The organism is Halomonas sp. IOP_14 (assembly GCF_021021315.1).
Lineage (GTDB): Bacteria > Pseudomonadota > Gammaproteobacteria > Pseudomonadales > Halomonadaceae > Vreelandella > Vreelandella titanicae.
In genome coordinates this window covers 14,476-40,480 of sequence record NZ_JAINWD010000037.1, presented here as the reverse complement: position 1 = coordinate 40,480, position 26,005 = coordinate 14,476, and the positions used below count along the sequence as shown (strand labels likewise).

Here is a 26,005-nt window from a genome sequence, read left to right as displayed (position 1 = left end):
GGAACGAACTCCCTAGCTGGTGACGCCATCGAGCCGCTTGCGCAGCTCGGTTTTAAGGATCTTGCCGTAGGCATTCTTGGGCAAGTCAGTGAGGAAATGGTACGACTTGGGGCGTTTGAAACGCGCCATCCTGTTAAGGCAGAACTGATCGAGCGCCGTGGTATCGAGCGAGACCGAGCAGGCGATGAACGCCATCACCACCTCGCCCCACTCGGCATCACGCTGCCCCACCACGGACACTTCTTTGACCCCGGGAAATTGCAACAACACCTCTTCCACTTCACGTGGATAGATGTTCGTGCCACCGCTGATAATCACGTCCTTCAGGCGATCCGTCAGGTAGAGAAAACCCTGCGGGTCGAGATGGCCTATATCCCCTGTCCGCAGCCACCCATCACGCAGCGTTTCTTGTGTCGCGGCAGGGTTATTCCAGTAGCCCGCCATCACCATATCGCCACGCACACAGACTTCCCCCTCTTGGCCGCAGGGCAGGCAGCTACCCTCCTGATCCTGGATAGTGACTTCGAGCTGAGGATGCGACTGGCCCACTGGCAACAAGGGCGAGCCCTCGGCATCCCCGCTCAAGCACTGCGGCGTCAGTTGATGGTGCTGCCCCTTGCCCAGGAAGGTAATGGTCATGGGGCTTTCCCCCTGTCCATAGATCTGCACCAGTCGGTGCCCGAATACCCTTAACGCCTCCTCGAGATCCTTGGCGTACATGGGGCCGCCGCCATAGGTGATGGTAGCGATATGTGCGGCACTATACTCAGGCTGGTGCGCCGCCAGGTAGTCCAGCACGCGACGGATCATCGTGGGGGCCAGGAACATGGAAACGTGGTCATGGCCCGCCAGGGTAGACACGAAACTCTCACCCGAGAACTTCAAGGAACCGGGAATGACATTGGCGCCGCCTGCCATCAGGTAAGGCACGATATACAGCCCTGAACCGTGGGACATGGGGGCAAAATGCACCAGCCTGCTTTGCGCCGTCACCGGTTCGATGTTGGCCGCATAGCACGCCGACATGGCCGCCAGATTGAGATGGGTCAGCGTCGCGCCCTTCGGCTTGCCCGTGGTACCGCTGGTATAGAATATCCATGCCGGTGCGTCAGGGGCACGGAAAACCGGTCGATCGAAGCTCTCTTCATGAACAAGACCTTCCGGCAGCATGGGGGGCAAAACGAGTGTGTCGGTGAGGGCCTGGGCTACATCATCACGTTCGCAGAACACGATGCAGCTGCCGCTATCATCCGCAATGTAACCGACTTCCGCCACGCTCAGCTTGGCATTGACCGGCACCACCACCAGGCCCGCGTACCAGGCGCCGCATAGCAGTTCGATATAGACAGGGCTGTTGGGCAGAAAGAGGGCGACTCGCTCCCCCGGCGCTAAGCCTTGCCGGGCAAAAAACGTTGCCCAGCGCCGGGCTTGGCAAGCCAGCTCAGCGTAACTGAGCGCCGGCACATCCCCCTGGTAAGTCGCGATACGATGAGGAAACCTAACGGCATTGACGGCTAGGTAATTGGCCACATTCAAGGAGCATTCTCCTGCTTTAGTTATTATTGCTCCTTTAGGCTAGGGGTTGTGGCTACCTAGTGATATACGTAGTAATACGAAGCCCGCTAGACTAATAGTCTAGTGTCGGTGCTGGCATCACCCCTGATCTCATAATGGGAAGGCCGACCCACTCACTACAATCTCAAGCGCTGAAGCACCGTCCACCTTAAACCAAACCCGGAAGTCAAATGTTTAGCCGTCCTGAGCGGTAATCACCAACACATCGCCTTTTAGCATCATGGAGGCAATAACAGCGCCACCTTTACTATCAGGGCTCATGCCAACACGGACCGCCTGGCGCGTCAGGGTGTCGATAAAGCAGACGCGGGCTTTGGGGGCGTATTTTTTGATGTTGGCGGTGTTTTCAGGCCGCTTGTGTGGCTTTGAGATGTTCTGGTTTATCTATATACAGCTGTTCTAGGCTTAGGAAAAAGCCGCTGGACTGACTCTGGCCGCACTCTAGCCGTGACTGAGTCAGTAACCGTGAGCTTTCAATGGAAACCGGTGCTGCCAGCAGGATAAAAACGAATAAGATGTGGCAGTCATTCTTGTGCGCGTAGCCCACCCTGCCCCGAGTGCCTGGGCGACTTGGCGAAGCATCGCGCGCTGATCCTCAAACAGGATCATTATTGGCTCCTTGCACCAGTCATCAGATGTTGCGAGAGCTGTTCAGCGGCCACTTTGCTTTCACGGGGATGGCCCAAACGTATGGCATCTACCAACGCTAACATCGCATAAAGTTCTTTATCACGCCGTACAGCGTAAGTTGCCGTTTTGAACAACGGCTCTACCGCCGGATCTTTACTATTGCCTCGCGGGTCAGGCCAAACCAATAGCAACTCACCCGCACTGTAAATTTGGCCTTTTAACACCGGTGCTGCAAAAGTGGTGGCAATTCCACGCGTAATTTCACCAGGCCTAGCTGGGAATACGTAGCGCAGACCATGCACAATAAAATCAAATAGGGCTCTGACATTCGCACGCGGCACGCCGGTTTTGCGATCTTTTCGCACGAGGCCAACCTCGATGCAGCGTTTCAGCGATAGGCTGATTTGGCTTTTGCTTATCCCTGTTTCAGCTGCCAAGGCCCTTACGCTGTAACACTCTTTAAGTCGCAAACGATGAGCCAAGAAAGCGGCTGGGATACCGAGCCCCAGCCCAGGTGTTCTTAGGTGAATACTCAGGAGCACTAGAAACCACAGGTGCTGCACTTATTAGCTGAATTCAGAACCGAACCCACTCACAACCTATTCAAGTGACACAAAAGCTTCTACGGTTTGGAAAATCTGTGAAACTTAATCTTTAATGCCAGCATAAAGCGCCAAGTAGCGGTTTTTGGAAGGTAGTAGATGCTGGCGACACAGGTCAGACAAGCGTTCGCGGTCTTCGTCGCGAATGGCGTCAATCATCAATTGGTGTTCATTTCTGGCTTGAGCCAGAGCATCGCGATCCGTAATCGCGATAAAGCGAATGCCATGAGCCTTCTGGGCGAACTCATTAATAGTAGCGTACAAATATTCATTCCCGCAGGCTCTGAATAAGGTGCGGTGAAAAGCGATGTTCATATGGAATACTTGCCTTAGGTCGTGAGCATTCACGGCTGAGCTGTGCTGCTGATGAACATCTTCAAGCTCTGAAAGCCATTCCTGCGGAGCTGGCAGGGGCAGTCTACTCACTGCAGCTAATTCGAGAATCTCGCGCATAGCGTAGATGTCCTCGACCTCTTCCGGCGGATAACTCCGGACGAAAGCACCTCTGTTTTTGATGCGCTCAGTTAAACCGATGTTATCGAGTTGGAAGAGAGCCTGGCGAACAACGTGTCGCTTGCAGTCGAAGCGCTCCATCATGGCCTCTTCGACCAGCCGCTCACGCGGGTGCAGTCGGCCGAGCACAATGTCCTCTTCTACAGCGGCCACGATGTCATCGACACCGTTTGCAGGTGTAGAGGGTTGAGTCTCGGCGCCACTTACAGTGGGCGGCTGGGCAGTTCGGTTCATGATCGCTTTCTCAGCATTCTTTGCGGTGCATAAGGAAAATAAGTGTATCAAACTCGCTTTCAGGCTTCATTCTGTCTTGGTATCCGGCACGTAGGTTCAGGCCGACAGGCACGGAAATCGCACCCTTGTTCGGCTTGAAGGATTTGCTCCATAAACAGACGCCGATAGCCCAGCAGTGGCGCTCCGCCCTCCTCCCCCTTGAGGGGTTGGCGTCTAGCATCGAGCACCTTGTTATCCACTTCTAGGTTCAACTGATTGTTAGCAACATCAAGCGATATGAAATCGCCATCGCGTACCAACCCAAGCGGGCCACCCTCAGCGGATTCTGGAGAGACGTGGAGCACAATAGTACCTGCTGCGGTGCCACTCATGCGCCCGTCAGATATGCGAACCATATCTTTAACGCCTTGAGCGGCGAGTTTCTTGGGAATCGGAATGTAACCCGCTTCTGGCATACCCGGTGCTCCTTTGGGCCCTATGTTCTGTAGTACTAGCACGTCGTCAGCTTGCACATCCAGACCCAGGTCATCAATACGGTTAGCCAAGTCTTCTAGACCTGTGAACACGACAGCACGACCGCGGTGAGTCATAAGATCGGCCGAGGCAGCTGACTGCTTAATAATGGCGCCAGACGGTGCCAAGTTACCACGCAAGACTGCTATACCACCCTGGGCGTAGACCGGGCTTTGCATTGACCGCACGACCTTTTGATCGATGAGATGGACGGCGGCATCGATGTTCTCGCCCAAGGTATGGCCATTGATGGTCATGGCGCTCAAGTGTAACAACGGTTTTAACTCACGTAGCAAGGTGGGCAGGCCGCCTGCCCGATGCAAATCTTCCATGTACCCTTCTCCTGATGGTTTGAGATCCATCAGTACAGGGGTTTCCTGGCTCATTCGGTCAAATGCCTCAAGATCGATATCGATGCCCAAGCGCCCTGCGATAGCGGTCAGATGAATCAAGGCATTAGTGGAGCCGCCTAAGGAGAGCAGTACGCGCAAAGCATTTTCGAAAGCTTCAGGAGTAAGAATTTGATCTGGCGTAACGCCTGCGTGTGCAAGTGCAACGGCCTGCGCACCTGACTGTTCGGCAATGCGTTGCCGATCAGCGTAGACAGCCGGCGCAGTGGCGCTATTGGGTAGCATTATTCCCAGTGTCTCGGCTAGGCAGGCCATGGTGCTTGCGGTGCCCATTACCGAGCAAGTACCCACGGTAGGGACCAACTTGTCGTTGACTTCGTTAATTTCCGCTTCGTCGATGTCATTACCACGGTAGGAGGCCCAGTAACGGCGACAGTCGGTGCAGGCTCCGACGCGCGTACCACGGTGTGAGCCAGCGAGCATGGGGCCGGTGACGACTTGGACTGTTGGAACACCAGCGCTAGCGGCGGCCATCAACTGTGCGGGTACGGTCTTATCGCAACCGCCGATCAGCACCACGGCATCCATCGGCTGGGCACGAATCATCTCCTCCGTATCCAATGCCATAAGGTTACGCAGGTACATGCTGGTGGGGTTAGCGAAAGATTCATGAAGAGTAATGGTGGGAAAGTCTACTGGTAAGCCGCCAGCGAGCATGACGCCACGTTTAACGCTCTCGACCAATCCAGGCACATTGCCATGACAGGCATTGTAGCCACTGTAGGTATTGGCAATCCCAATGACCGGACGCGAGAGCGCATCATCCGTATAACCCATGCCCTTAATGAAGGCCTTGCGCAGAAAGAGCGAAAAGTCTGCATCGCCATAGTTGGTTAGTCGGTTGGACATGCCCAAGGTGGGGGCTTCAGATGTCGATTCATGACGCTCATTGCCGTTGCTATTGTTTTTAAAGTTCTGGCTCATTGCGGTTTCCTCTACTTTATTCGCGGCTTCTCGGAGGTGTCCGTAAATACGGCTCTCGATCCTCAGGCTAGGCGGTATAAATCTAGCTGGCAAGATTATTAATAATATTATTGACAATATTATTGATGTGCAACTACGTTGGATAGTGCAAGCACGCCTTGCTCAACCATGTGCATCACAACGACAAACAGCACTTGAGGTAATAACAATGAAAATCCGTAGCATTTACACAGCGTCCCTACTATCCGCCCTGATACTTTCAGGCGCCGCTCAGGCGGAGTATTCAGCAGCCGATGAGATTAAGGTGCTTCAAGGATTTAAGGCAGGTGGAGGCAGCGATACCTTGGCCCAGTTGACCCAACCATTTTTGCGAGAATCCCTGGGCGTGGAATTTATTAATGAATACATTCCCGGCGCCACAGGCGCGATTGCATGGACGCGGCTAACCCAACAGTCGGCAAATGATGGCAGCGTCATCAGCATCACCAATACCCCGATGCTGATGACGAACTACATCATGAATGACGCTATTAATTACTCAATCGACGAGCTAACGCCCATCGCCAACGTGGTAACCGACCCAGGCGTTATCGTGGTGCCGGAAGACAGCCCCTATCAAACAGTGGAAGATTTTCTAGCTGCTGCCGAGGAACGCCCCGGTCAGATTACAGTGGCAAATTCAGGCGTCGGCGGTGATGACTTCTTTTCAACCATCATGATTGAGAAGGCAACGGGGCTGTCCTTCCAAAAAGTGCCTTTCCAAGGCGATGGCCCCTCCGCGACAGCAGCCCTGGGAAGCAAGGTCGACGCCAGTTTCAATAACCTTGGTAATGTCTATGGCCACATTAAGTCGGGCAGCCTGCGCCCCCTCGCCGTCTTCACCAAAGAGCGTCTAGATATCCTGCCTGATGTGCCCACCATGATTGAGAAAGATATTGATGTCGTGGCCGGCTCTTCACGCGGTTACAGCGCACCAGCAGGCATTCCAGATGAAGCACGAGATGAGCTGATTGCTGCCTTTGAAGCCCTAAAAGATAACGAGGAATTCCAGCAGACGGCTCAGGAACGTGCCATGAATCTCGACATCCAGACCGGTGACGACTACGGCCAGATGATGCAAGACATGGAAGGCCAATTCGAGGAAATCTGGGCAGATGTCAAAGATGAGGTCAACCAGTAAGTCGCTTAACCGGCAGAGGGAAATGGCGAATCGACAAAGGGGTATGAAATGAACATAAGTCGTCTAGTCTTAGGATTTTTTGCCATTGGCATAGCAGCGACCTTTTATATCACTGCGATGGGCTATCCGGCTAAGGCGGCGAACATGCCCCTTATCTATTCGGTTGCCGTCGCCTTATTGGGAGCGGCGATGGTGGGCCAGGAAGTATTCAGTATCCTGCGTCAGCTCTCGGCCGAGGGAGCAGCAACCTCCCATACTGCCGCACCAGAGGAGGAGAGCGTCAGCGGCCAAGCTAGGCACCGCAAGCCATGGAAGGCAATGCTGATTTTCTTATTGGCCGCCGTCTACCTCTACACCATTTCGATAACAGGGTACCTGATTGCCACTGTTGGTTTCATGGTCGTGGCGTTAGCGATGATCGGACATGTTTCGTGGCGCTTCGCCGCCATAGGCATTGGGGTGTTGGTCGCGGTGGTGTGTTTGGTTTTCATTGGCTTTCTAGGCCTGCCTGTCCCGCTACTGCCGCCTCTGTTTTCCTCATAACGACAATTAGAGCACTCCTTATTCCCGGCTCGCATGGCTTAGAAAGACATTGCAGCGCGCTGGGAGGGGGGTTCTGACGCAGGCTTCTGGAGTCTAGTCATATGGATAATCTTGTTTTGGTGGGCCTGACCAACGTCATCACGTTCACCAATATCTCCCTGATACTTGGCGGCACCCTGCTGGGGCTGTTTGTAGGCGCCATGCCGGGACTCTCGGCGACCATGGCGTTGGCGCTGCTATTACCTCTAACCTTTGGCATGAATCCGGCCTCGGGTCTCAGCATGCTGGCTTCGCTCTATGTGGGGGCCTCCTACGGTGGCTCTATCGCCGCCATTCTATTGAAGACGCCAGGCACCCCTTCGGCCGCGGCGACAGTACTTGATGGATTTCCGCTATCGCAACAAGGCCAGGCTGGAAGGGCATTAGGGGTGTCGCTCTTCGCTTCTTTTATCGGCGGTCTGCTGAGCGGCATCGCCCTACTCACTGCAGCGCCGTTGCTTGGCGTTCTGGTACTAAAGTTCGGCCCAATCGAGCTGTTCGCGATTGCCGTATTGGGTATCACCATCATTGGCTCTCTATCACAAGGCTCAGTCGTCAGTGGCCTGCTTTCTGGCACCCTGGGATTACTGTTGAGCACAGTAGGTATGGATCTCATCACCGGCACGCCAAGAATGACCTACGGGGTCATTAACCTGTTTTCGGGTATCGAATTCACCGTCGCACTGATCGGTCTGTTCTCGATCCCGCAAGCGCTGATATTGATCGAGAATGCCCATGGTGCTCAGAAGGTGGCAAGCAAAATTACCGATAAGTTGATTCCGCCTCTCGCTGAGATTCGCCGCTTGTTACCCAATATCTTCCGTTCCAGTGGCATCGGCATCATCACTGGCCTAATTCCCGGTACCGGCGGCGATACTGCCAGTTGGTTCGCTTACAACGAAGCCAAGCGCTTTGCCAAAGATAAGAGTCGCTTTGGCAAGGGAGACATTGCGGGTGTCGCTGCACCTGAAGCGGCCAACAATGCGGTGGTGGGTGGTGCCTTGATACCCACCATTGCTCTGGGTATTCCTGGCAGTTCCTCTACTGCCATTCTGCTAGGTGCGCTAATGGTTCAGGGCATCCTGCCCGGCCCTAACCTGCTGACTGACTATGGAGATGTCACTTACACCCTCATCTGGGCGGTGATTTTCGCCAACATAGGCCTACTGCTGGTGGGGCTACTGTTCACTCGGCTCTGTGTAAGCGTAACGCGGGTACCTGACAGCTTCGTGGCCTGCTCCATCATCACGCTGTGTGTGATTGGTGCCTTTGCTATCAACAATAGCTTGTTTGAAGTTGGGCTGATGCTGGGCTTTGGGCTGTTTGGTTACTGGATGAACAAAGCCGGTGTCTCACCAGCGCCAATGGTGATCGGGCTGATTCTGGGGCCGGTCATGGAGACCAGTTACCAACAGTCAATGCTGATCGGGCAAGGCAACCTGAGCATCTTTTTGACCAGCCCCATTGCCGTGGTGCTGTTATGCATCGCCGCTTTCTCGATCCTGCAAGCGACCCCCCTCTTTCGCTGGCTGCGGATTGCACTGCGCCAGCGTACTCAGCCTGAGTGACCTTACTCTCAATTCGAGGATTCATCATGACAACGATAACCGAAGTACGTACTCGAACGGTCAATGTACCGCTAGACAACCCCACCAGCTTTTCTAATCGACAGGTACTTAAGCGAGATTATGTGCTAGTGGAAGTGGTGGGTGATGATGGCCATATAGGCATTGGGTTTTGCTATGGCGGCAATAATGCTGGCTCACTAGTGGCAAATGCGGTACGGGAACTGCTGAAGCCGGTGCTGTTGGGAGCGGACGCTCATTCGACCGAAGCACTGTGGCAAGCGATGTATCAGGAATCGCTTCTTCATGGCCGCAGCGGTTCGGTGATGCGTGCCATCAGTATTTTGGATACCGCGCTGTGGGACCGTAACGCTCGGGCAGCGAAACTCCCGCTCTATAAATTTCTGGGCGCCAGCGACACCCTCAGCGTGCCGGCTTATGCCAGCGGAGGCTACTACCTAGACGGCAAAACGCCCGCGATGCTTGGCGAAGAGATGGCAGGCTACGTGTCAAAAGGTTTCACCGCGGTAAAGATGAAAGTGGGACGAGAAGACCTAGCGGGAGAGGAAGCTCGCTTGACGGCGGTTCGCGAGGCGGTGGGCCCAGATGTACAAGTAATGATGGATGCCAACAACGCCTGGCGGGATCTGCCGTCGGCGTTAGCCTTCATGCGCATGGCAGAACCTTATAATCCGTTCTGGATCGAGGAGCCCTTTAGCCCTGATGACATCGACAACCATCGCCGCTTAGCGGAGCGCACGCCAGTTCCGGTAGCCACCGGTGAAATCGAAGCGGGACGCTGGCGCTTCAAGGAGCTGCTGGACAAAGAAGCAGCCATGATTTTGCAGACTGATGCGGCGGTTTGTGGAGGCATCACTGAGTTTCGACGTATTGCCGCCACCGCTGCCAGCTATGGGGTGGATATCTATCCGCACTGGTTCCACGACTTGCATATCCACCTAGTAGCATCGGCACCCAACGTGAAGATGGTCGAGTTCTTTGCCGACGATCAGGTGCTTAACTTCAGGCGCCTTGTGGATACCCAGTTGGAGTTTGCCGACGGACAACTGCTACTGCCCACCGCACCCGGACTTGGTTTTGGCTTTGATCAGGCTGCACTTGAGCGCTACGCCATCGAGCCCTGGCAATAAAGACCTTACAACAACAAGGAGAATATCATGTCCCAATTGAGTGGTGACGTCTGGTCACCGGTGATTACCCCCTTCGGCGCCGACTTGGCGCCGGATACGCAACGTTTTGTGGCGCACTGCCAATGGCTGGCCTCAAATGGTGTCGGCTTGGCCGTGTTCGGCACAAATTCTGAAGCCAACTCAATGACGGTGGCCGAGAAACAGGAGCTGTTAAAAGCGCTAGTGCATGGCGGTGTCGATCCCTCCAGGATTATGCCCGGTACCGGGAGCTGTACAATTGATGATTGCGTGGCGGTGACATGCGAGGCGGTGGACGCTGGCTGTGCCGGAGTGCTGATGCTACCGCCCTTCTACTATAAGAGGGTTAGCGATGAAGGCTTGTTTCGCTTTTACAGTGAGGTGATCAACCGTGTCGCAAATTCGCGCCTACGGATCTACCTCTACCATATCCCGCCGGTCACTCATGTCCCGCTCTCGTTTGAACTGATCGAGCGTTTACGTGACGCCTTCCCGGGCATTATTGCTGGCATTAAGGACAGCGGCGGAGACTGGGCACACACCAAAGGGTTAACCGAGCGCTTTGCTGGGCAAGACTTTGCTGTGTATGCCGGCAGCGAGCGGTTTTTGCTTGATACCCTACGAGCAGGCGGTGCTGGCTGTATCAGTGCCACTGCCAATGTCAATCCGTCGGCCATCGTTGAGTTGGCAAGGCATTGGCAGGAGGACGATGCCGACGAGCGTCAGCAGAGCCTGAATGCTATACGCGACTTGTTTGAAAAGTACCCACTGATTCCTGGCATGAAGGCAGCGACAGCTTACTTTTCGGACAATGACGATTGGAGGCGTGTGCGTCCACCTTTAGTAGAGCTGGAGGAGCAGCATGTGTCTGAACTCGTGTCTTCGCTTAAAGCGACAGGATTCCAGATGGAAGGCGTAGGTGAGGCGAGCCATGGATGAACAAACGAAATCTTGGCGTATTGTAGCTGTACGACGGCTCAGTGAAGCCCAGCTTGAGGCACTTTCCGAGGTTGCCGAGGTCGACTATTTCGAGGACGTGGACGAATCAAACCGTGCTGATTTCATGGCAGCGCTTTCCAGAGCTCATGGCCTAATCGGCGGTAAGCTAGAACTCAATGAGGCAATGCTAGCCGAGGCGCCTGCGCTTCAAGTGGTATCCACCATTTCAGTGGGCTCTGACCACCTGCCCCTTAAGGCACTGAATCAACGCCGCATTCTACTCTGCAATACGCCAGATGTGCTTACCGAAACCACTGCCGACACAGCATTTATGCTAATCATGGCGACCCAGCGGCGGCTAGTCGTACTGTCCAACCTTGTCCGCGATGGCGGCTGGCGAACACATATCGGTCACGAATACTTCGGTATTGATGTACACGGCAAAACCCTAGGCATCGTGGGTGCTGGTCGCATTGGTGCGGCGATTGCACGACGGGGAGCGTTGGGTTTTGGTATGCCCATTCTCTATACCGCCGCCTCATCCAAGCCTGCGCTTGAGCAGCAGTTAGGGGCGAAAAGGCGTGAGCTGAATGACCTGTTAGCTGAAGCAGATATCGTCTGCCTCAGCGTGCCCTATAACAGCGATACACATCACTTAATTGACGCAGATGCTCTAGCACGGATGAAAACGACGGCTGCCCTAATCAATATAGCGAGAGGTAAAGTGGTCGACGAGCCAGCACTGATCGAGGCACTCCACTCCGGCGGAATCCGTGCAGCTGGGCTTGACGTGTTCGTAGAGGAACCGCTTCCACCCGATTCGCCACTGGCGGCCATGGACAATGTAGTGACGACTCCACACATTGGCTCGGCGACCCATGAAACACGTGAGGCCATGGCACAGTTGGCAGTCGATAATCTGCTGGGCACGCTGATCGGCAGCGGCCCGCTTACCGCGGTTAATGAGCATGTCTGGCGACGGGCTGATGCTATTGAGGAAACATAATGCCTCGCCGCCTACAACACATCTTGTGTCTTGATGATTTCGAGCGGGCCACTCAGCGGCATTTAGTCCCGGCCGGTTTGTCGCGGTGGGGAGCGTCCTTGAACTGCCCGAGAACGCCCACCATTGTGACGATGACAGCACACCGCGCTGAAGGTCTTCGGTGAAGCGGTCAGCGAGGAGCTGCATGTGGTGCCCGCCCGGATCGTCATGTGCGGCGTCAAGATCGCCCCAGCGCCCGCCAAGCATGAGGTTGCTGTGACATCTCCAAATACGATGATGGCGTGACATCCAGAAACTCCGGACAAGTGTCACCTATATGCCACTTATAAAACGCTAACAAACAAAAACGGCCACTGTAGCAATTAGCTAAGTGACCGTTTTATATGTTCTTGGTCGGAGCGACAGGATTCGAACCTGCGACCTTTGCAACCCCATTTTCACGCTCCACCTCCATTAAATTATTGATTTTTAATGGGTAACACCTATTCTTAGCGCCAGCCAATACGGCTAAATCGTTCTATAAATATCAACAAGTTACACGGATGTTTTCAGTCAATGAAGAAGCTTTTTGCAATTGTTGTGGCCAGCATGTTGCTAGTCACAGTCTCCGCTGTTGTAGCCTCCCCACCCTCCTCCTTCAATGCCGATAAACGCATTGCTGAGCAGCAGATTTACCACGACCAAAATGAGTCGTTCTCTACTGCGGCTGTACGTTTGATTTTGGTGCTGGGCCAAATCTAGAGAGCTGTGGCTATGAGATCCGCAAACAGCCTGCACGGGCAAGCCGAATAGAGTCGGATGGAGTGCCATGCGAGTCGCATTTGCCGTTAAGATAGGCTCAAAATTAGCTAAAGCAAGGATCAAGATGACAATGAAGAGAGTACGCTCAAGCAAGGCAGCCTTCATTTTAGTAGTCGGATTTATCTCTATCTTTACTGCTCAAACTGCAAGCTCTGAAGACAATTTGACACCTGTTGCGTGTCAATTTGAGCACCTTCCTTTAATGCTGATAATCAGCAGAGACGGCATGGGTGGCCAAAACAACACTCTTCAGATTGGGGACAATGAACCGGTTCAGCTGTTCATAGGATCAAGTTTGATGAATGCAGAGTTCCAAGGGCAAAGCTATGTGTTTTCACTTAGAATTCCAGCAAATGTAACAGTGGATTCCTTAACCTATCACGGTACCTGCATTAGCTCACCACGCCGGTGATAGTGAGAAGTAAGGTGATTTTTTATGAAAAAGCAGATTTTGAACCCGCGCAGCTACATTTTACTTTTAAAGTCACGCGGGTTCTGCGACCAGTTGATAGCTACGTCGAATTAATTAGCTTCCTCGGCCTGTCCCTATGCTGGCTTGCTGCCCTTCGTGCCCACAGGCCAATGTTCAATCAGCCCAGCATCGATAGCTCAGCAGCACTCCCCCCCGGGTTAGGTGGCAGTTGCACAACCCATGCTTCCATCATCACGTTCAGCGTAGATCCCTGCACAATACAACAGCGCCCTGTCAGCTCTGCACACGTGGGGTTCTGAGGCATCGTCCACACATGCTTGAATCGTCGTCGCTAACCTGAGCTTCGCAGCCCGCCCCATATTATCAACGCTTGCAGTCAACGATGGTCATCGCTTATCGTCTGCCTCAAATACTGTATATATAGCCAGTTATTTAAGGAGACGCTGATGTCAAAATCATACGAGCAGCTAGTCAAGCGGGTTCAGAAAGAAATCGGCAGCCCAGGAGCGCAGTCAAAGCACTGTGCCGAGCTCCAACGCCGAGGAGATGAGAGCCCCGAAGATTGGGCACAAATGCTTGCTGACCTGGGCACCGTCGAGAACGTGACGCTTACCCCCATTGACGACGACGCTGAGCATATACGTATCACATGGAATCCCGAGGAGAGCATGGCATGAGTATGCATCTCTCGGTACTAGGACGCGTAGATACCACCTACCCTCCGCTTAAATTGCCTCTAGCCGCTGGCGAGGTACGCACCGGCTTTCCCAGCCCGGCAGATGACTATCTTGAGGCTGAGCTGGATCTTGTCGATCACCTGGTTCAGCACCCCAGCGCGACCTACTACCTTCGCGCCAAGGGCACTTCAATGACCGGTGTAGGGATCTACGATGGAGATCTCTTGATTGTCGATCGCTCTCTCGAGCCTAAATTGGGTCACATCGTGATTATGAGTGTTGATGGTGAGCTCACGTGTAAAAAACTCGGCTCGATCGGCAACCGCCCTTACCTCTTTGCCGCTAATCCAGAGTTCCGACCAATCCCATTAGACGGAAAAGAATGCCAGGTGTGGGGAGTCGTCACGCATAACATCCACTCACTGGCCCCTGGGTTCTCGGTATGATCGCCCTGGTCGACTGTAATAATTTCTACGTTAGCTGCGAACGCGTATTCAATCCCAAGCTGGAAGGCAAGCCGGTTGGTGTGATGTCGAATAACGATGGCTGCGTCGTTGCCAGGTCAACTGAGATTAAGCAGTTAGGCGTGGCCATGGGCATGCCCGCACATCAGATCGATCCTGACATTCGTCGCCAGTGCATTCTCCTATCCAGTAATTACGCGCTGTACGGCGATATGAGCCGCCGCGTCACCGACGTTCTCAGCCAGCACACACCGCACGTTGATGTGTATAGCATTGATGAATCGTTTTTATCGTTCGAGGGATTCGCGCCAGATACGCTTGAGGAGCGGTGCCAGGCAATGCGACGTCAAGTGCGTCGGGATACCGGCATTCCGGTTAGCGTTGGACTGAGTACCAGCAAAACGCTCGCCAAAATCGCCAATCACCGAGCCAAAAAAGAGAAAGGGTTCGATGGCGTGGCCATCATGCGGCCGAACAGCGATGACACACGTGCTTTCCTCGAGCAGCTGCCGGTTACTGAGATCTGGGGCGTGGCGGGTCGAAGTGCTGTTCGCCTGCGTACCCTAGGCATAGAAACGGCCTGGCAGTTGCGTGAATCATCTCCTAAGCACTTGCGAAAGCACTTCTCGGTAGTCATGGAGCGCATCATTTGGGAGCTACGCGGCGTTGACTGTATCCCGCTTGATGATATGACTCAGCCGAAACAACAGATCATGGTCAGCCGCAGCTTTGGGCGCCTCACCAACAATAAAATAGATTTGCACGAAGCAATCCGCGTGCACACCTCCCGGGCAGGTGAAAAATTGCGCAAGCAGAAAAGTTTAGCTCAGGCGATTATGGTGTTCGTGCGTACCAATCGATTTCGCAGTGATCTACCTAGCTACAGTAAAAGCCTAGTGGTGCCACTGCCCCACCCGACTGACGATAGCCGTGAACTGGTCAAGGCCGCGATGGCTGGATTAGAAAGAATATTCAAGGAAGGGATCCGGTACCAGAAATGCGGCATGATGTTGTTGGATCTCTGCGATCACAATAATGAGCAGTTGGGCCTGCTCGCTGAACCCATCAGCGATGAGAAACGAGCCAGGAATGAAAGGCTGATGGCCACGATGGACAAGCTCAACAGAGAGCACGGCAAAAACACGGTGCGGTTGGGAATGCCTAGGACAGTTAATGCTTGGGAATTACGTTGCGAGCATCGCACGCCTAGGTATACAACAAAGTGGGAAGAACTGGCAGTTGTTCACACGTAAAGATCCATGCCTGAGAGGTCTCGTCTTCTTCTGACTTGGTCAATCAACTAAATATTTTGCAGACGTAATTCAACACACTGGCATTAAAAAGTACGATGCGGCCGTTGATCCCGCACGCTATGCTCTTGGATGTAACATCAGCTTAATAGGCCGGCAAGGCTGAGGGGAAGGCGATGTCAAGAACGATAGCAGTGCAGAATGCCGATGGTTTCGATGATTATGTAGTTGCCGAAATCAGGCCGGTGCACCATCGGCCTTCATCCGGAAAGGACGCCGATTTTGCCAGCACTGTTAGCTTTTATCTTTCTACTGGACAAGTGCTTAATCATGTATCAGCAGAGCGCTTCGAAAACCCAATGACCGAAGAATCCTACTACGCAGTGAATGATGAGGACATCGAGTGGCTGCTCAGTTTACAGCCGATAGGTTCTGGTACAAATGGGGGATGAGTGCCGTCCATGGCTTTCCTGAATCCTTATCTGCACTTAACCTTCCTTGGCGTGACGCATTCGTCATGCTATTAGCGGCGTCCCTGGCGTCACACTTTCACAGTAGCAGCGTTTCCGCACCGCTTATGTAAGAGATCGCTGACTTTTTTGTAAGAGATCTCTTACAACAGGCACAAAAAACCGCCTCAAGGCGGTGGGGTGTTGCATGGACGGGGCTTAGGCCTCAATCAACAATGCGTGCACAAACAGCTCGTCTATCTGCTCGTCAGTCAGTTCAAGCGCTGCCGCTATCTCTAATACCGTTGGGCTCAACCGCCGAAACTCGGTAGCCATCTGCCAAGCCCTGCGAGTTTTCGGGAGTGTAGCGGGGTCGGCAATGATAGTTTCGACCTGCTCGATGTAGCCAAAATCATCAAGCGCTTGGTGCGCCTGAAATGCGCTGACAGTAGCAGTCTCCCGAAAAACACGAAGCTCCAATTCTTCACTGGACTCACCGGTGTAAGCAGCGATAGTGGTGGCACCTTCTTCGGCATCCGCTAGAATCAGAGCGTACAACTCCCGGCCAAATTCCTCTCCATCATCTGGGCGGGCAGTGAAGGGAATCCAGCCGTACTTTGCGTGCTTTACTTCGCAGTTAATCTCTTCGTTGTTGCGGGTATAGCTTGGGTTTTGGTATTCCATTAAGAAATCCTCTGCCAAAGAGTGGTGTTTGATATTTGCTCGCCCTCTGCCCTGCCCATGCACATCCAAGTTCCCGATAATCGCAAGCTTGAAATAACAAAAGCGCCGTTATTTTGAGCCGTAAAAACCGGGCAAAGCTCGCTTCCGGGAACTGTGGCGCCGCGAAGCTTCTGCGCATTGATCATGTACTGAGCCAGAGCGTAACTACCTACAGCATCAAAGCCGCTTGCAGGGGCGTAAGCACCATCAATGCCTAGCGCCGACTTCACCTGCGCAGGTGTGGAAGGGCGCATGAAGTCGGTACCATCAGACTTGGCAGACGTGTAAATAACCGCGATATTGCTGCTGGTGGATGTGTACGTTGATCGAAACAGTCTTGCTCTTATATCGCCAGAAGAATCCCGCCCAGCAATCGTATTAGCATCGTCGTTAACGCTGCGAGACTGGCCGTTAAGCCGTGAAGCATTGACGTTAGTTAAGCCGCCACCGTTGCCAGAAAAACCGCCTTGCGTGTGCACTTCCCCGTAAAAATAATGTTTACCGTTGTCGCTGGTGTAGTGGGTATAGCTACCGTTGCGGTTGCCAATCTCAACACCACCATTGGCGGCATTATTAATCCTCAAACCATCAGCGGCGCCCTTTAGCGTGACACTCCGGGGAAGAGCTAGATCACCAAAAAAGGTTACGTTTCGGTTCTGGTAATGAAGCTCTATGGCTTCGTTAGCAGGAACACCGGTATTAACATCAACGGAGCCCATGCCAATATGTCCGCGTCCATCGCCAGTATATGTAACGCTGATACTGGCATTATCGCTCTCTCCTATTGTTATGCCGCCCGCTTGCTCAACACCGCTGAGACTACTGGTTGAGCTTTTAAGTGTTACCCAAGGCCTGTCCTTTTCAATCCGCTGATCACCGGAAAATACATTGGTAACTTCTAGCCGCGAATACCTCCCATCATGATCCCCGCTAGTGAGGTGGTCATTCATGGCCTTGGCTTGCAACATCGTGCCTGTTGCTGAAGACGTGCGGCTAGCGGTTGATACAATGCGGGCGGCGGGGATGGCTCCTTTATCTAGTAGCGAGGCATTTAAACTGACGTTGACAAGCTCAGCGCCTCCCATGTTTAGCTGCTTATCCGTGTCATTCCAGTAGACACGCAATTGACCGGTGCCGTATGAGCTGTTGTAGGCACCAATGTACATGTACCCACTGTTATGAGTGAGCCGGGCTTTTAGATCGTTACTACCCAGGTCGGCGCCGCTGCGGGGCACGTAGTCAGCCAGCGCCGCGTTAATATCAACATTGGCATCCGCTGCCGCCTTAAGTGCATCGGCCAGCGCTTGCTCTGCGCCCTGCCTCGCCGTATCCGCCAATCCAGCTTGCTGGGCAGCAGTAGACGCCGCCTGCTGTGACTGCGTTTTTGCAAAATTGACAGCGTCCAAGTCACCATACAGCTCTTCAGCGGCATTTTTAGCCGCCAAGGCGTCACCGGCTGAGTCGCTGGCCGCGCCTGCCGCCTCGGTGGCGGTTTGCGTATTTTGTGCCACGACCTGTTTATCGCTAGCCACCTGCTGGGCGTGCCCGCTGACTGCGCCAGCAGTGGTATCAATCAGCTGTTTTTGTTCGTCGACGTGCTGACGATCCGCATTAACCGCGTTTTTAGCTTCGGTTACCGCCTGTCGGTCGGCGGCCACCAGCCCCGCTTTTTGTGCAATGTCGGTGCGCGACTCAGCGACGAATTGAAACTCTACGTTTGCCTCTTGCACCATCTGGGCAAGTTCAACAGCAAACTGCTGCATTTTCTGATTGCGAGCGTTGTCTTTGATCACCGCTTGACGACGGTCACCGATCTTAAAGTTTTCCGCTTGCAGATCGGGGACGTTGGGCGCTGTCACCATGGTCATACCTCCAGATACGCCAGCGGCGCACTAAAGTTGTTGTGAAACTCGTTGGTGGTTTCAAAGTCGCCGTCAAGCATGGCCACGAACGCGTGGGCAGCCTCTTTAACACCGCCCTCTTCTGGGTAAATGTTGATATACACTTCCTGTCCAGCTCCCGCCCTGAGTAGCTCTTGCGTCAAGATCCCTGCCTCTTCATCGTCCAGGTGCTTAAAGTCGAACGTTAGCCGACGAGAGACACCCCCACCGATATGCCGAAGCGAGCCAGATTCTGTCCGCTTCTTTTCACCTCTAAACACCCACCTAAGCTTTACCCCCCAGCTAACGTTCATATCCTTTGGAGGGGAGTAAGGTAACCCTGAGAAAATCCTGCCCACCTGTATGTACCCCGCTTCGCTATTGGGGTCGTCAAACGTAATCCGGTAACCATCCACTAGCGTGGGCTCCGTCCAGACGTTGTAATGAATTGAGGGTAAGCTCGTGAGGTCAGAGCCGCCCCAGGGATCAATGCCTGCGCGCCAAACACCCAGCGGTATAATATCGGCGGCGACAACCGGCCCGGTGTCGAACACTACTGCGCCCTCGAACAGGTACTCCACTTGCACGGTTCCCACGCTGCTGAGGTTGTGGCCGTAAACGACCACCGATGAAATAAAGGTGGGGTTCTCTAACATCGCCGTTATCCGCTCGTTAGTCGCCGTCACCCCCCGCCAGCTATAACTCCTGCCGGCCATCTGGGTGTTCTCAGCCGGTGACTGTGCACTGCTCGCTGTCAGCGTGGCCCTGTCATGCTCGTTATCCATAATGGCGCGCATCGTCATACCCACACCTCCAAGTTTGAGTTTTCACGCGTCGGCGAGCGACCCACTACAAGCAACCGTCCCAGCCTGCCCTCTAACCGGCGGTGCTGAACGCTCACCACCTGGCCGGCTGACACATAGGAGAGCGACGTTTCGATAGACCATATCTCCCGCCTTTCAGAACGCAGCTGTAAGAGCCGATCCCGCTCAGTAGCGGCGTCAGTCTCATCTTGAATCACGCTGTCACGCGTAACCCGTTCAGCCAGCGGGTAGTTGCTAACATCCTGTTCAGCCCGGCTTTCACGCCACTCTGTGCGCAGCCGTGTAGCCTCGGCGGGCTCCTCTTCATCGAGCACCGCCGCGACATTTGATAAGGGGGAATAATTGCGCCCCCAGCGCAGGGTAAGTCTTCGCCAGGGAGGTTCTGTGTCCGTGAGTCGGCAGCGGTCGTAGTTGATGTCATCGCCAACGATCGTTACATCCGCGGTCACAGGGAGCTTGTGTTGGCGGGCTACCAGGGCGTTTACTTCGTTCAAATACCAGTAAGCGCCCAGTCCATTACACAGCTCTTCAAGAATCTGCCGACCGCTCACTTCACTGTTGTAGTAGAGGCCAACCCGGTATGCAGGCAGATCAACATCACCGATCGCGATGCCGTAATGTGCTGCCACCCACTCAACCACCTGCTGTGGCGTGTTGTGCTGCTCTTCAATATCGCCGGTAATGTCGCCGAACTTATCGGTGAGCGTGACAGTCCCGCCTGCCATGTCCGTGCTGTGCGTAAGCCTGGCCCCATTAGCTTTCGCTGTGATGCTCGTCACTGGCAGAAATGAACCGCGGTAGGTCAGCGTCTGGGTGTCTACACGGTACAGTGGGGCGTTATAAACGCTTCCTAAAGCAAGTGGCACTGGGCCAGCGCCATCAGGCAGTTGCCCGGTGTCGATTGGTTCATCTAGCACGCTGGATTCATCATCCATGCGAAATGTTATGGCACCTCGCCTCGCCTCACGGATACCTCCATTACGGCCTTGAGCAAGCAAACGAAAGTCATCCCTTGCCCACTTTGGGGAACCCAGATAGAGACGGATAGGATGCCCTTGCCAGGCTAAAAACAGCCAGTCAGTAATGCTGCCGTCATCCATCAAAGTGACTTCGCCAAACGTGACTTGACCGTCGATACGCGTGGTAATGTCCACCGCCGTTTCAAGGCAGTCGTCATAAGGCCGGTTAGCGTCACTGTCGCTAGGCAACGACATGAACGGCCCCGTCGCTACGTATTTGATACCGCCTGCGTGGTGCATTTCAGCAAGGAGCAAACGGCTTGCATTGAGATTCGCTAGCCATGCAGCGTACTGACCATCACTGATGCTCAAGGGGTTTTGCTCCGGGTTTTGCTGTTGCGGTTGATGGCCTGTAGCTCATCTAACTGGTTTTCACGCTGACGATGGCTTCGATTGCCGTGCTTCTCTATTGCCCCGCCAAGAGCTTCTAATAAGCGGGCGTTCTCTGCCTGCAAGCTCTTGCTTTCCTTACGGGTTTCCATCAGCTCGCGCTTAACATCGTTAAGCACCTGCAGCACGTCGTTATTGCTCAGCGCGGGAAACTGCGGCAGCGGGGGCATTTCGGGCATAGGTAGCTGCATCGGGCCGTCAGGCAGGCGCATCAAGCCAGTGGCATCAATCCCCAAACGACCACCGGCACCGCGTGACAGCGGCACGATGGCTTCGGGATCTTCTTCGCCCATCAAGCCCATGTTGAATAACGTGGGAGCTGAAACGATGGAGTTAGTGAACACGCCGCCGTTAGCGAATTGCGGTACCGTGCCATCGCCGTAAAGCCCGCGCTCTTTCAACCACTCTTCGCCGCCCGCAGGCAAATTTGCCCATGCAACGGCTTGGTGCAACTGATTAGCCCGCGACTCTTTTTCGGCCAGCCACATCGACCAACTGGTTATCTGGAACCCTTTCGCGTCGGTGCCCATCACGTCGTGATACGCGGCGTTGACCTTTTTAGCGGTAGGGTCAGATACCGGGTTTTGGTTGATAATGTCGTCGATGTCGGATGGGTTTCCGCCCAGCACATCATCAGTATCCCCCGGCTGCCTGCCCAGCCCGATCTCCGCAAGCGTGAGTGAGCTGGCGGCGATGGATTCGAGATAGCTAATCTGCCCATCGCCATTTTTATCAATCAGTTGGAACAGTTTTTCGAGGCTTGAGTCAGTCGCCATCCCGGCGAACGCGTCCCGAAACTCGTCGTAGTCAATGAGCCCGCTAGCATCAACATCAATGCCGCTGAACTCGCTTTCCAACGCGCTGACAATGCCCATGCTCAGTCCGGCGATGCGAGACCCTGTAATTTCTTCTTGGCTAATGATGCCGTCGCCGTTGTGGTCTACGCGCTGGATTAAACGGCTAATTTCAGCATCCGTCGCGTGGGGTGCCAGTGCCGCGCGCACCTGCTGCTCCGTTAACGATTGCGCGCCCAGCTGCTGCATTTCTTGATACAGCGTGGTTTTAAGCGCATCGATATTGTTCCAGCCGGACGTGATTGAGCGCTCTATTGCGGACACAATGCCGTCGCGATTGAGATCCAACATCACGCCCAGTTGCGTGGTTTGCTCCCCGACGATTCCGCGAAACTCGTCAGCGAGAAACTGCTCAGGTGTGAGCAGTTCAGGCAGACGCTCCATGGCGTCGCGGATTTCAGCGATGCCATCAACCGCGGGGGCTGAGCTTGCGTACATCTCTTGCAGGTTTGCGATGTAGCGGTCTGCGTATTGGGTAATCCCCTGTTGTGCGTTGCGGTCGCCCTGGAGCGCTTTTTCGTATTGCGACCAAAAATCCGCGTCGCTAGCTTCCAGGCGTTCGCGGGGTGTGCCCATCCCGGTTTCGGTGGCGTCAAAATTCGCCAGCCAGCTGTCTATGCTGTTGCCGAAACCCGCCATCTCGTTGCGCGCACGCGCCCACGCTTGCGATTCCTGCTCAATACCCCGGATACGTTCCTGCTGTGCGCGCTCGGCGTTTTGCTGGGCGGCTTTCTCATCTTCAATTGCCCAAAGGCGCCGCTGCATTGAAGTCAGGTTATCAACCTCGGCATTTTCCAGCTCTTTAAGCCGGTCAATTTCGAGCTGACGTAACGCGTCGGTATTGCCTTTCGCCTGCAGCAGTTGTTTTTCTAACTGCTCGCGCGCACGCAGTGCATCAGACATATTGTCGATACTGCTAGCCGCACCGTTAGACGCGTACTCAGCAGCCTCAGCGCTGTTTGCGATACTACTAAGCGCGTCTTCAAGTGTCAGCGATCCGCTCGCTACAACATCAAACCAGTAGTCAAGTCCCGACGTATCGGGCGCCCGCCCTAGCACGTCTTGATACTGCTGCTCGATGGCCTGGCGTACCGCCGCGTTGGTTTCTTTCAGCGCCGGGGCTAGGGCCATCAAATCATAAGCAAGCTGCTGTGATGCCTCGCCGTTGAGCTGCTGCGCCTCAACGATTGCCCGCAGCTCCGCGACGGTGCGCGGGGCTTCGTCGGTGACTGAGGAAAACGACTGCAGTAGATCCTGTTGGCTGTTGCTCAGGCGCTCGGTTTCGCTGAACGCGGCGTTGTAGTATGCGTCGTTAATCGCGGTCATGTTTTCCACGCCGCCGACGTACTGAGCTAGCCCGTTCGCTGACTCATAAGCCCCTGCCGCTGTGGCATGAAACTGCAGGTTGAGGCGTTCCATGCCGCCGGATAGCAGCGTGTGCGTCTGCTGAGCGACCAGGGCTTGCTGTACAACGCTTTCAATACCGCCCTCTAACCCGCGCACGAACTCGCCAAACGTTCCACCAAGCGCTTCCAGCGCGGCGCGGGGGCGTTCGTTAAGTGCAAATTCAATCAGTTCACCGGCTGTACTGCTCGATGCCTCAAGCCCTTGCACGGCGGATTGCATGGCCTCAATTTCATCGGTGCTGGTTGCCAGCGACGCAACTAAATTATCCCGTGCAACAGCGGCATCGGTCAGCTCTTCCGCCCAGCCCTTATCCTCGCCCATTCCCGCACGCTGCAGCCGTTTGGTGCCGCGATCTAGGAACCCGGTGTAACCCAGGGCAGATTGACCGTAGAAGTTCTCGCCATCGTCTTGATGCTCAAAAACGCCGTCTTTGCCGCTGCTTGCGTACTGCGATGGGTCGTTTGTGGCTGTGGTGCCAAAGCGGCCACTGAACTTGGTTTCCTTATCCAGGCTGGCCAGGGCTGAGCTAATGAACGAACCGGCAGCGGCACCTAGCGGCCCGCCGAAATAGGCGCCAACAAGCGTCCCTGCGGTTTCTAGAATGTCGTTATCGCGGCCCTCACCGAACGCGGCGCGTCCGGCGTAGCTGCCCGCAAAGCCAGCACCGGCAGACGCTAGGCCGGTCATGCCGCTAAAGTTGGCGGTAGAGCCGCCCATAAAGCCGGTGGCCCCGGTACCCTGAGTAGCGGCGTTGGCCCAGCCGGTGCCGCCGTATGAGCTGCCCGCCCCCGTCCAAGCTATATTGCTAACGCCACCTTTTAGGGCGCTCCAGCCGTTTTTGAGCGAACCCATGGAGCTAAGGTCGAAGCCACCGGCGCCACCTCCCGACATACCGGTGGTGTCCAGCCCCATCATGCCCGCGACTTCAAACGTCAGCTTTTGCGTGGTGAGCATGTGGGCGATGTTGGCGAAGGTCTGCTCGAAAGCATTTTCGACTGTATCTAGCGCACTGGTTGAGCCATCCACCAGACCTAGCCATGCATCACGCCCGGTGTCGTCAACGCTGCGTAACGTGTTGTCCGCGACCGTGCCCCAGGTGGTGAAGCTGTTGGCGATACGTTGGCTGGCGTCTTCGGATGCGTCGCCGGTTTCACTAATGCGCTTTTGAGCCTCGATATGCTCTTGCTGCAAAAGGCCCATCAATTGAATATTCTGGGCGATGTTTCCTGTGCCCATGGCGGTGGCCACTGCCAGCGTGTTCATATCCCGCGCTAGCTGCACGGTTTCACGACGGCCAGGGCGCAGCCGGTTGTATAGATCCTCTAGGGCATTGGCCTGGGCGGCGGTGGATTCGGCTAGCTCTTTTGCTTTTGCCGCGGCGGTTTCGTTGGCATCACCAACTTCAGTGATGGTGGTCGTTACTTCGCGGTTGCGGTCGCCAAGCTTTCCAAGGCGCTCTTCTACTAACGCGATAGCCGCTTCTAGGTTTGCCGCTTCTTGCTGCGTTGCATTACTGGTTTCGCCAAGCTCCTGCACTGCGTCAGTTTGAGCGGTGACGTCGACACCCAAGAAACCACCGCCACCATCGCCTTCAATCTGGCCGACTTTGGTAAAGGCTTCCGCTGTCACCTCAGCCTGTGCACGTACTTCCGCCAACTGCCCCACTAGCGATGTTAGCGTTAGCTGTGCAGCGGCCTGGCTCATGTCGTCCAGGCCTGCTGTCAGCTTATCTACTGCTGTTGTATTGGCATCGATTTGGGGAATCGTTAATCCCAGCTCATCGCGAAATGAGTAAATAGCCAAACCGGCCAAAACTGCGGCGCCAGCTGGCCCGCCCACTAGCATCATGGCGGCAGAAGCCCCGCGTGATGCCGCACCTAGGGCAATCTGTGAAGCGGCAGCGGCACGAGAAACGCCCGCCATGCTTGCCAATGTTGCTTGGTAGCGGATCGACTGCGCCTGAGCGGCCACCATGCCTGCTGTTGACGTGGCGAGCGACCCAGCTAAACGCCCCGCCAGGACCCCCGCCAGCAATGTGACGGTGTCTTTGGTGAGATCCAGAATGGTTTCCGCGCCGCCAATCTCATGGATAAAGCTGCTGGTGGCCTGCAAGCCTGTCGTCATCGACGGTATCATTTCAGCCGCGATTGTTTGGCTTAGCCCTTGCGCGGCAAACTTGAGCCTATCCACCTCGTCGTTATAGGTGGCCATGGCGTTGGCGGTGTCTTGAGAGATCGTTAGTCCAAGCGCGTTAGCTTCCGCTCGCATGGTGGCGATGGCATCGGTGCCCTGGTTAACGATTTGCACCAGCTTGACGCCTTCGCTATCCCAGAGTTTTTGCGCCAGCGCTACCCGTTCGCTGCTGCTTTCCACGCTCTGCATGGCGGTAGCAATGCGCTCGAACTGCTCTTCAGGCGCTAACTGGTTCAGCGCTTGCGCGCTTAAACCTAGGCGGTCTAACGCTTCCGACGCTACGCCCGTGCCTGCCGCTGCCTCCGCAATCCGGCGGGTTTGTCGCTGCCATGCAGTAGTTAACTGGCCGAACTCAACGCCCGAAAGCTTGGCAACATAGTTGTACTGACTGAGTGCTTCAGTGCTGGCACCAATGCGCAGGTTGGTTTTCTGTAATTGGTCGCCCCAATCAACCTGGTTCTGGATGGTGTTTGCGGCAAACATGCCCGCAATAGCGCCCGCTAACGGCGCCGCTGCGCGCTTGAGAACGGTTAACCCTTGGCTGGTCGCGTTAACGTTATGATTGAAATGCTTACTACGACGAGAACCACGGTCAAAGCCTTTGTTGAGCTTACCGAGCTCATCATCCGTGGCCTTAATGGCCCGGATACCACCACTGGCATCGCCAGTGATGATCAAGCCAGTTTTATAGTTCTGGGCCATGGGGCAACCTCAAATGACGGGCACAAAAAAGCCCACACAAAGTGGGCTAACTGGTTTTAGGCGCAAAAAAAAACCCCGCCGAGGCAGGGTGTTATTG

Annotated in this window: 21 protein-coding genes, 1 tRNA gene and 1 pseudogene; 13 read left to right on the top strand and 10 right to left on the bottom strand. The window is 54.8% G+C overall.

Annotated features, from left to right (window positions below; genetic code table 11):
• Positions 1 to 12: 12 nt before the first annotated feature.
• Together K7H09_RS19420 and K7H09_RS19415 are read right to left on the bottom strand one after the other, a co-directional pair.
• On the bottom strand, positions 13 to 1,530 hold the full coding sequence (locus tag K7H09_RS19420) for a class I adenylate-forming enzyme family protein (protein WP_223828143.1): 1,518 nt from the start codon (positions 1,528 to 1,530) through the stop codon (positions 13 to 15).
• Between the two features lie 653 nt (positions 1,531 to 2,183).
• The gene (locus tag K7H09_RS19415) at positions 2,184 to 2,642 is read right to left on the bottom strand and encodes a hypothetical protein (RefSeq protein ID WP_138800347.1); all 459 of its coding nucleotides are present in this window, start codon (positions 2,640 to 2,642) and stop codon (positions 2,184 to 2,186) included.
• 32 nt (positions 2,643 to 2,674) lie between these two features.
• Here K7H09_RS19415 and K7H09_RS24635 point away from each other — a divergent pair.
• A pseudogene (locus K7H09_RS24635) lies at positions 2,675 to 2,779 on the top strand (IS30 family transposase); the annotation flags it as partial.
• 73 nt (positions 2,780 to 2,852) lie between these two features.
• On the opposite strand, the gene K7H09_RS19410 reads toward K7H09_RS24635, so the two are convergent.
• The gene (locus K7H09_RS19410) at positions 2,853 to 3,554 is read right to left on the bottom strand and encodes a GntR family transcriptional regulator (protein ID WP_022523580.1); all 702 of its coding nucleotides are present in this window, start codon (positions 3,552 to 3,554) and stop codon (positions 2,853 to 2,855) included.
• A 59-nt stretch (positions 3,555 to 3,613) separates the two neighbouring features.
• On the bottom strand, positions 3,614 to 5,401 hold the full coding sequence (locus K7H09_RS19405) for an IlvD/Edd family dehydratase (RefSeq protein ID WP_138800346.1): 1,788 nt from the start codon (positions 5,399 to 5,401) through the stop codon (positions 3,614 to 3,616).
• A 208-nt stretch (positions 5,402 to 5,609) separates the two neighbouring features.
• Between K7H09_RS19405 and K7H09_RS19400 the strand changes: the two genes are divergently transcribed.
• The 6 genes from K7H09_RS19400 (at position 5,610) to K7H09_RS19375 (ending at position 11,842) form a co-directional block, all read left to right on the top strand.
• Positions 5,610 to 6,581, top strand: a complete 972-nt coding sequence (locus K7H09_RS19400; RefSeq protein ID WP_138800345.1) for a tripartite tricarboxylate transporter substrate binding protein — start codon at positions 5,610 to 5,612, stop codon at positions 6,579 to 6,581.
• Positions 6,582 to 6,629: 48 nt separating this feature from the next.
• Positions 6,630 to 7,124, top strand: a complete 495-nt coding sequence (locus K7H09_RS19395; RefSeq protein ID WP_138800344.1) for a tripartite tricarboxylate transporter TctB family protein — start codon at positions 6,630 to 6,632, stop codon at positions 7,122 to 7,124.
• 101 nt (positions 7,125 to 7,225) lie between these two features.
• Positions 7,226 to 8,731, top strand: coding sequence for a tripartite tricarboxylate transporter permease (locus tag K7H09_RS19390; RefSeq protein WP_230805589.1), 1,506 nt, complete (start codon positions 7,226 to 7,228; stop codon positions 8,729 to 8,731).
• A 26-nt stretch (positions 8,732 to 8,757) separates the two neighbouring features.
• Positions 8,758 to 9,879: a mandelate racemase/muconate lactonizing enzyme family protein gene (locus K7H09_RS19385; protein WP_138800342.1), complete on the top strand. Its 1,122-nt coding sequence runs from the start codon at positions 8,758 to 8,760 to the stop codon at positions 9,877 to 9,879.
• 27 nt (positions 9,880 to 9,906) lie between these two features.
• A complete protein-coding gene (locus K7H09_RS19380) occupies positions 9,907 to 10,836 on the top strand; it encodes a dihydrodipicolinate synthase family protein (protein ID WP_230805587.1) in 930 nt (309 codons plus the stop codon).
• Positions 10,829 to 11,842, top strand: coding sequence for a 2-hydroxyacid dehydrogenase (locus K7H09_RS19375; protein ID WP_138800340.1), 1,014 nt, complete (start codon positions 10,829 to 10,831; stop codon positions 11,840 to 11,842). Before K7H09_RS19380 ends, K7H09_RS19375 begins: the two co-directional genes overlap by 8 nt.
• Positions 11,843 to 12,232: 390 nt before the next feature.
• Here the strand turns inward: K7H09_RS19375 and K7H09_RS19370 are convergent.
• Positions 12,233 to 12,289: transfer RNA gene (locus K7H09_RS19370), tRNA-OTHER, on the bottom strand.
• Between the two features lie 108 nt (positions 12,290 to 12,397).
• On the opposite strand from K7H09_RS19370, the gene K7H09_RS19365 reads away from it, so the two are divergent.
• From K7H09_RS19365 to K7H09_RS19340, 6 genes are all read left to right on the top strand, one after another.
• Positions 12,398 to 12,583 (top strand): hypothetical protein, encoded by a 186-nt coding sequence (locus tag K7H09_RS19365; protein WP_230805585.1) that lies wholly within the window; start codon positions 12,398 to 12,400, stop codon positions 12,581 to 12,583.
• A gap of 67 nt (positions 12,584 to 12,650) precedes the next feature.
• The gene (locus tag K7H09_RS19360) at positions 12,651 to 13,055 is read left to right on the top strand and encodes a hypothetical protein (protein WP_230805583.1); all 405 of its coding nucleotides are present in this window, start codon (positions 12,651 to 12,653) and stop codon (positions 13,053 to 13,055) included.
• A 467-nt stretch (positions 13,056 to 13,522) separates the two neighbouring features.
• On the top strand, positions 13,523 to 13,753 hold the full coding sequence (locus tag K7H09_RS19355) for a DUF1654 domain-containing protein (RefSeq protein WP_230805581.1): 231 nt from the start codon (positions 13,523 to 13,525) through the stop codon (positions 13,751 to 13,753).
• On the top strand, positions 13,750 to 14,199 hold the full coding sequence (locus K7H09_RS19350) for a LexA family protein (protein WP_230805579.1): 450 nt from the start codon (positions 13,750 to 13,752) through the stop codon (positions 14,197 to 14,199). Before K7H09_RS19355 ends, K7H09_RS19350 begins: the two co-directional genes overlap by 4 nt.
• Entirely contained in the window at positions 14,196 to 15,470 is a 1,275-nt protein-coding gene (locus K7H09_RS19345; protein ID WP_230805577.1) for a Y-family DNA polymerase, read from the top strand. The genes K7H09_RS19350 and K7H09_RS19345 overlap by 4 nt, the downstream gene beginning before the upstream one ends.
• Positions 15,471 to 15,643: 173 nt before the next feature.
• On the top strand, positions 15,644 to 15,919 hold the full coding sequence (locus tag K7H09_RS19340; protein ID WP_230805575.1) for a hypothetical protein: 276 nt from the start codon (positions 15,644 to 15,646) through the stop codon (positions 15,917 to 15,919).
• A gap of 216 nt (positions 15,920 to 16,135) precedes the next feature.
• Here K7H09_RS19340 and K7H09_RS19335 read toward each other — a convergent pair whose 3' ends face one another.
• From K7H09_RS19335 to K7H09_RS19315, 5 genes are read right to left on the bottom strand one after another with little or no spacing between them, the layout of a single operon-like run.
• Positions 16,136 to 16,600, bottom strand: a complete 465-nt coding sequence (locus K7H09_RS19335; RefSeq protein ID WP_230805573.1) for a hypothetical protein — start codon at positions 16,598 to 16,600, stop codon at positions 16,136 to 16,138.
• Positions 16,600 to 18,507, bottom strand: coding sequence for a hypothetical protein (locus K7H09_RS19330; protein WP_230805571.1), 1,908 nt, complete (start codon positions 18,505 to 18,507; stop codon positions 16,600 to 16,602). The genes K7H09_RS19335 and K7H09_RS19330 overlap by 1 nt, the downstream gene beginning before the upstream one ends.
• Positions 18,504 to 19,322 carry a hypothetical protein gene (locus K7H09_RS19325; protein ID WP_230805569.1) on the bottom strand — a complete coding sequence of 273 codons (819 nt, stop codon included), beginning with the start codon at positions 19,320 to 19,322 and terminating at the stop codon, positions 18,504 to 18,506. The genes K7H09_RS19330 and K7H09_RS19325 overlap by 4 nt, the downstream gene beginning before the upstream one ends.
• Positions 19,319 to 20,674 carry a hypothetical protein gene (locus K7H09_RS19320; RefSeq protein ID WP_230805567.1) on the bottom strand — a complete coding sequence of 452 codons (1,356 nt, stop codon included), beginning with the start codon at positions 20,672 to 20,674 and terminating at the stop codon, positions 19,319 to 19,321. The genes K7H09_RS19325 and K7H09_RS19320 overlap by 4 nt, the downstream gene beginning before the upstream one ends.
• Positions 20,671 to 25,908, bottom strand: a complete 5,238-nt coding sequence (locus K7H09_RS19315) for an EF-hand domain-containing protein (RefSeq protein WP_230805565.1) — start codon at positions 25,906 to 25,908, stop codon at positions 20,671 to 20,673. The genes K7H09_RS19320 and K7H09_RS19315 overlap by 4 nt, the downstream gene beginning before the upstream one ends.
• Positions 25,909 to 26,005 lie beyond the last annotated feature (97 nt).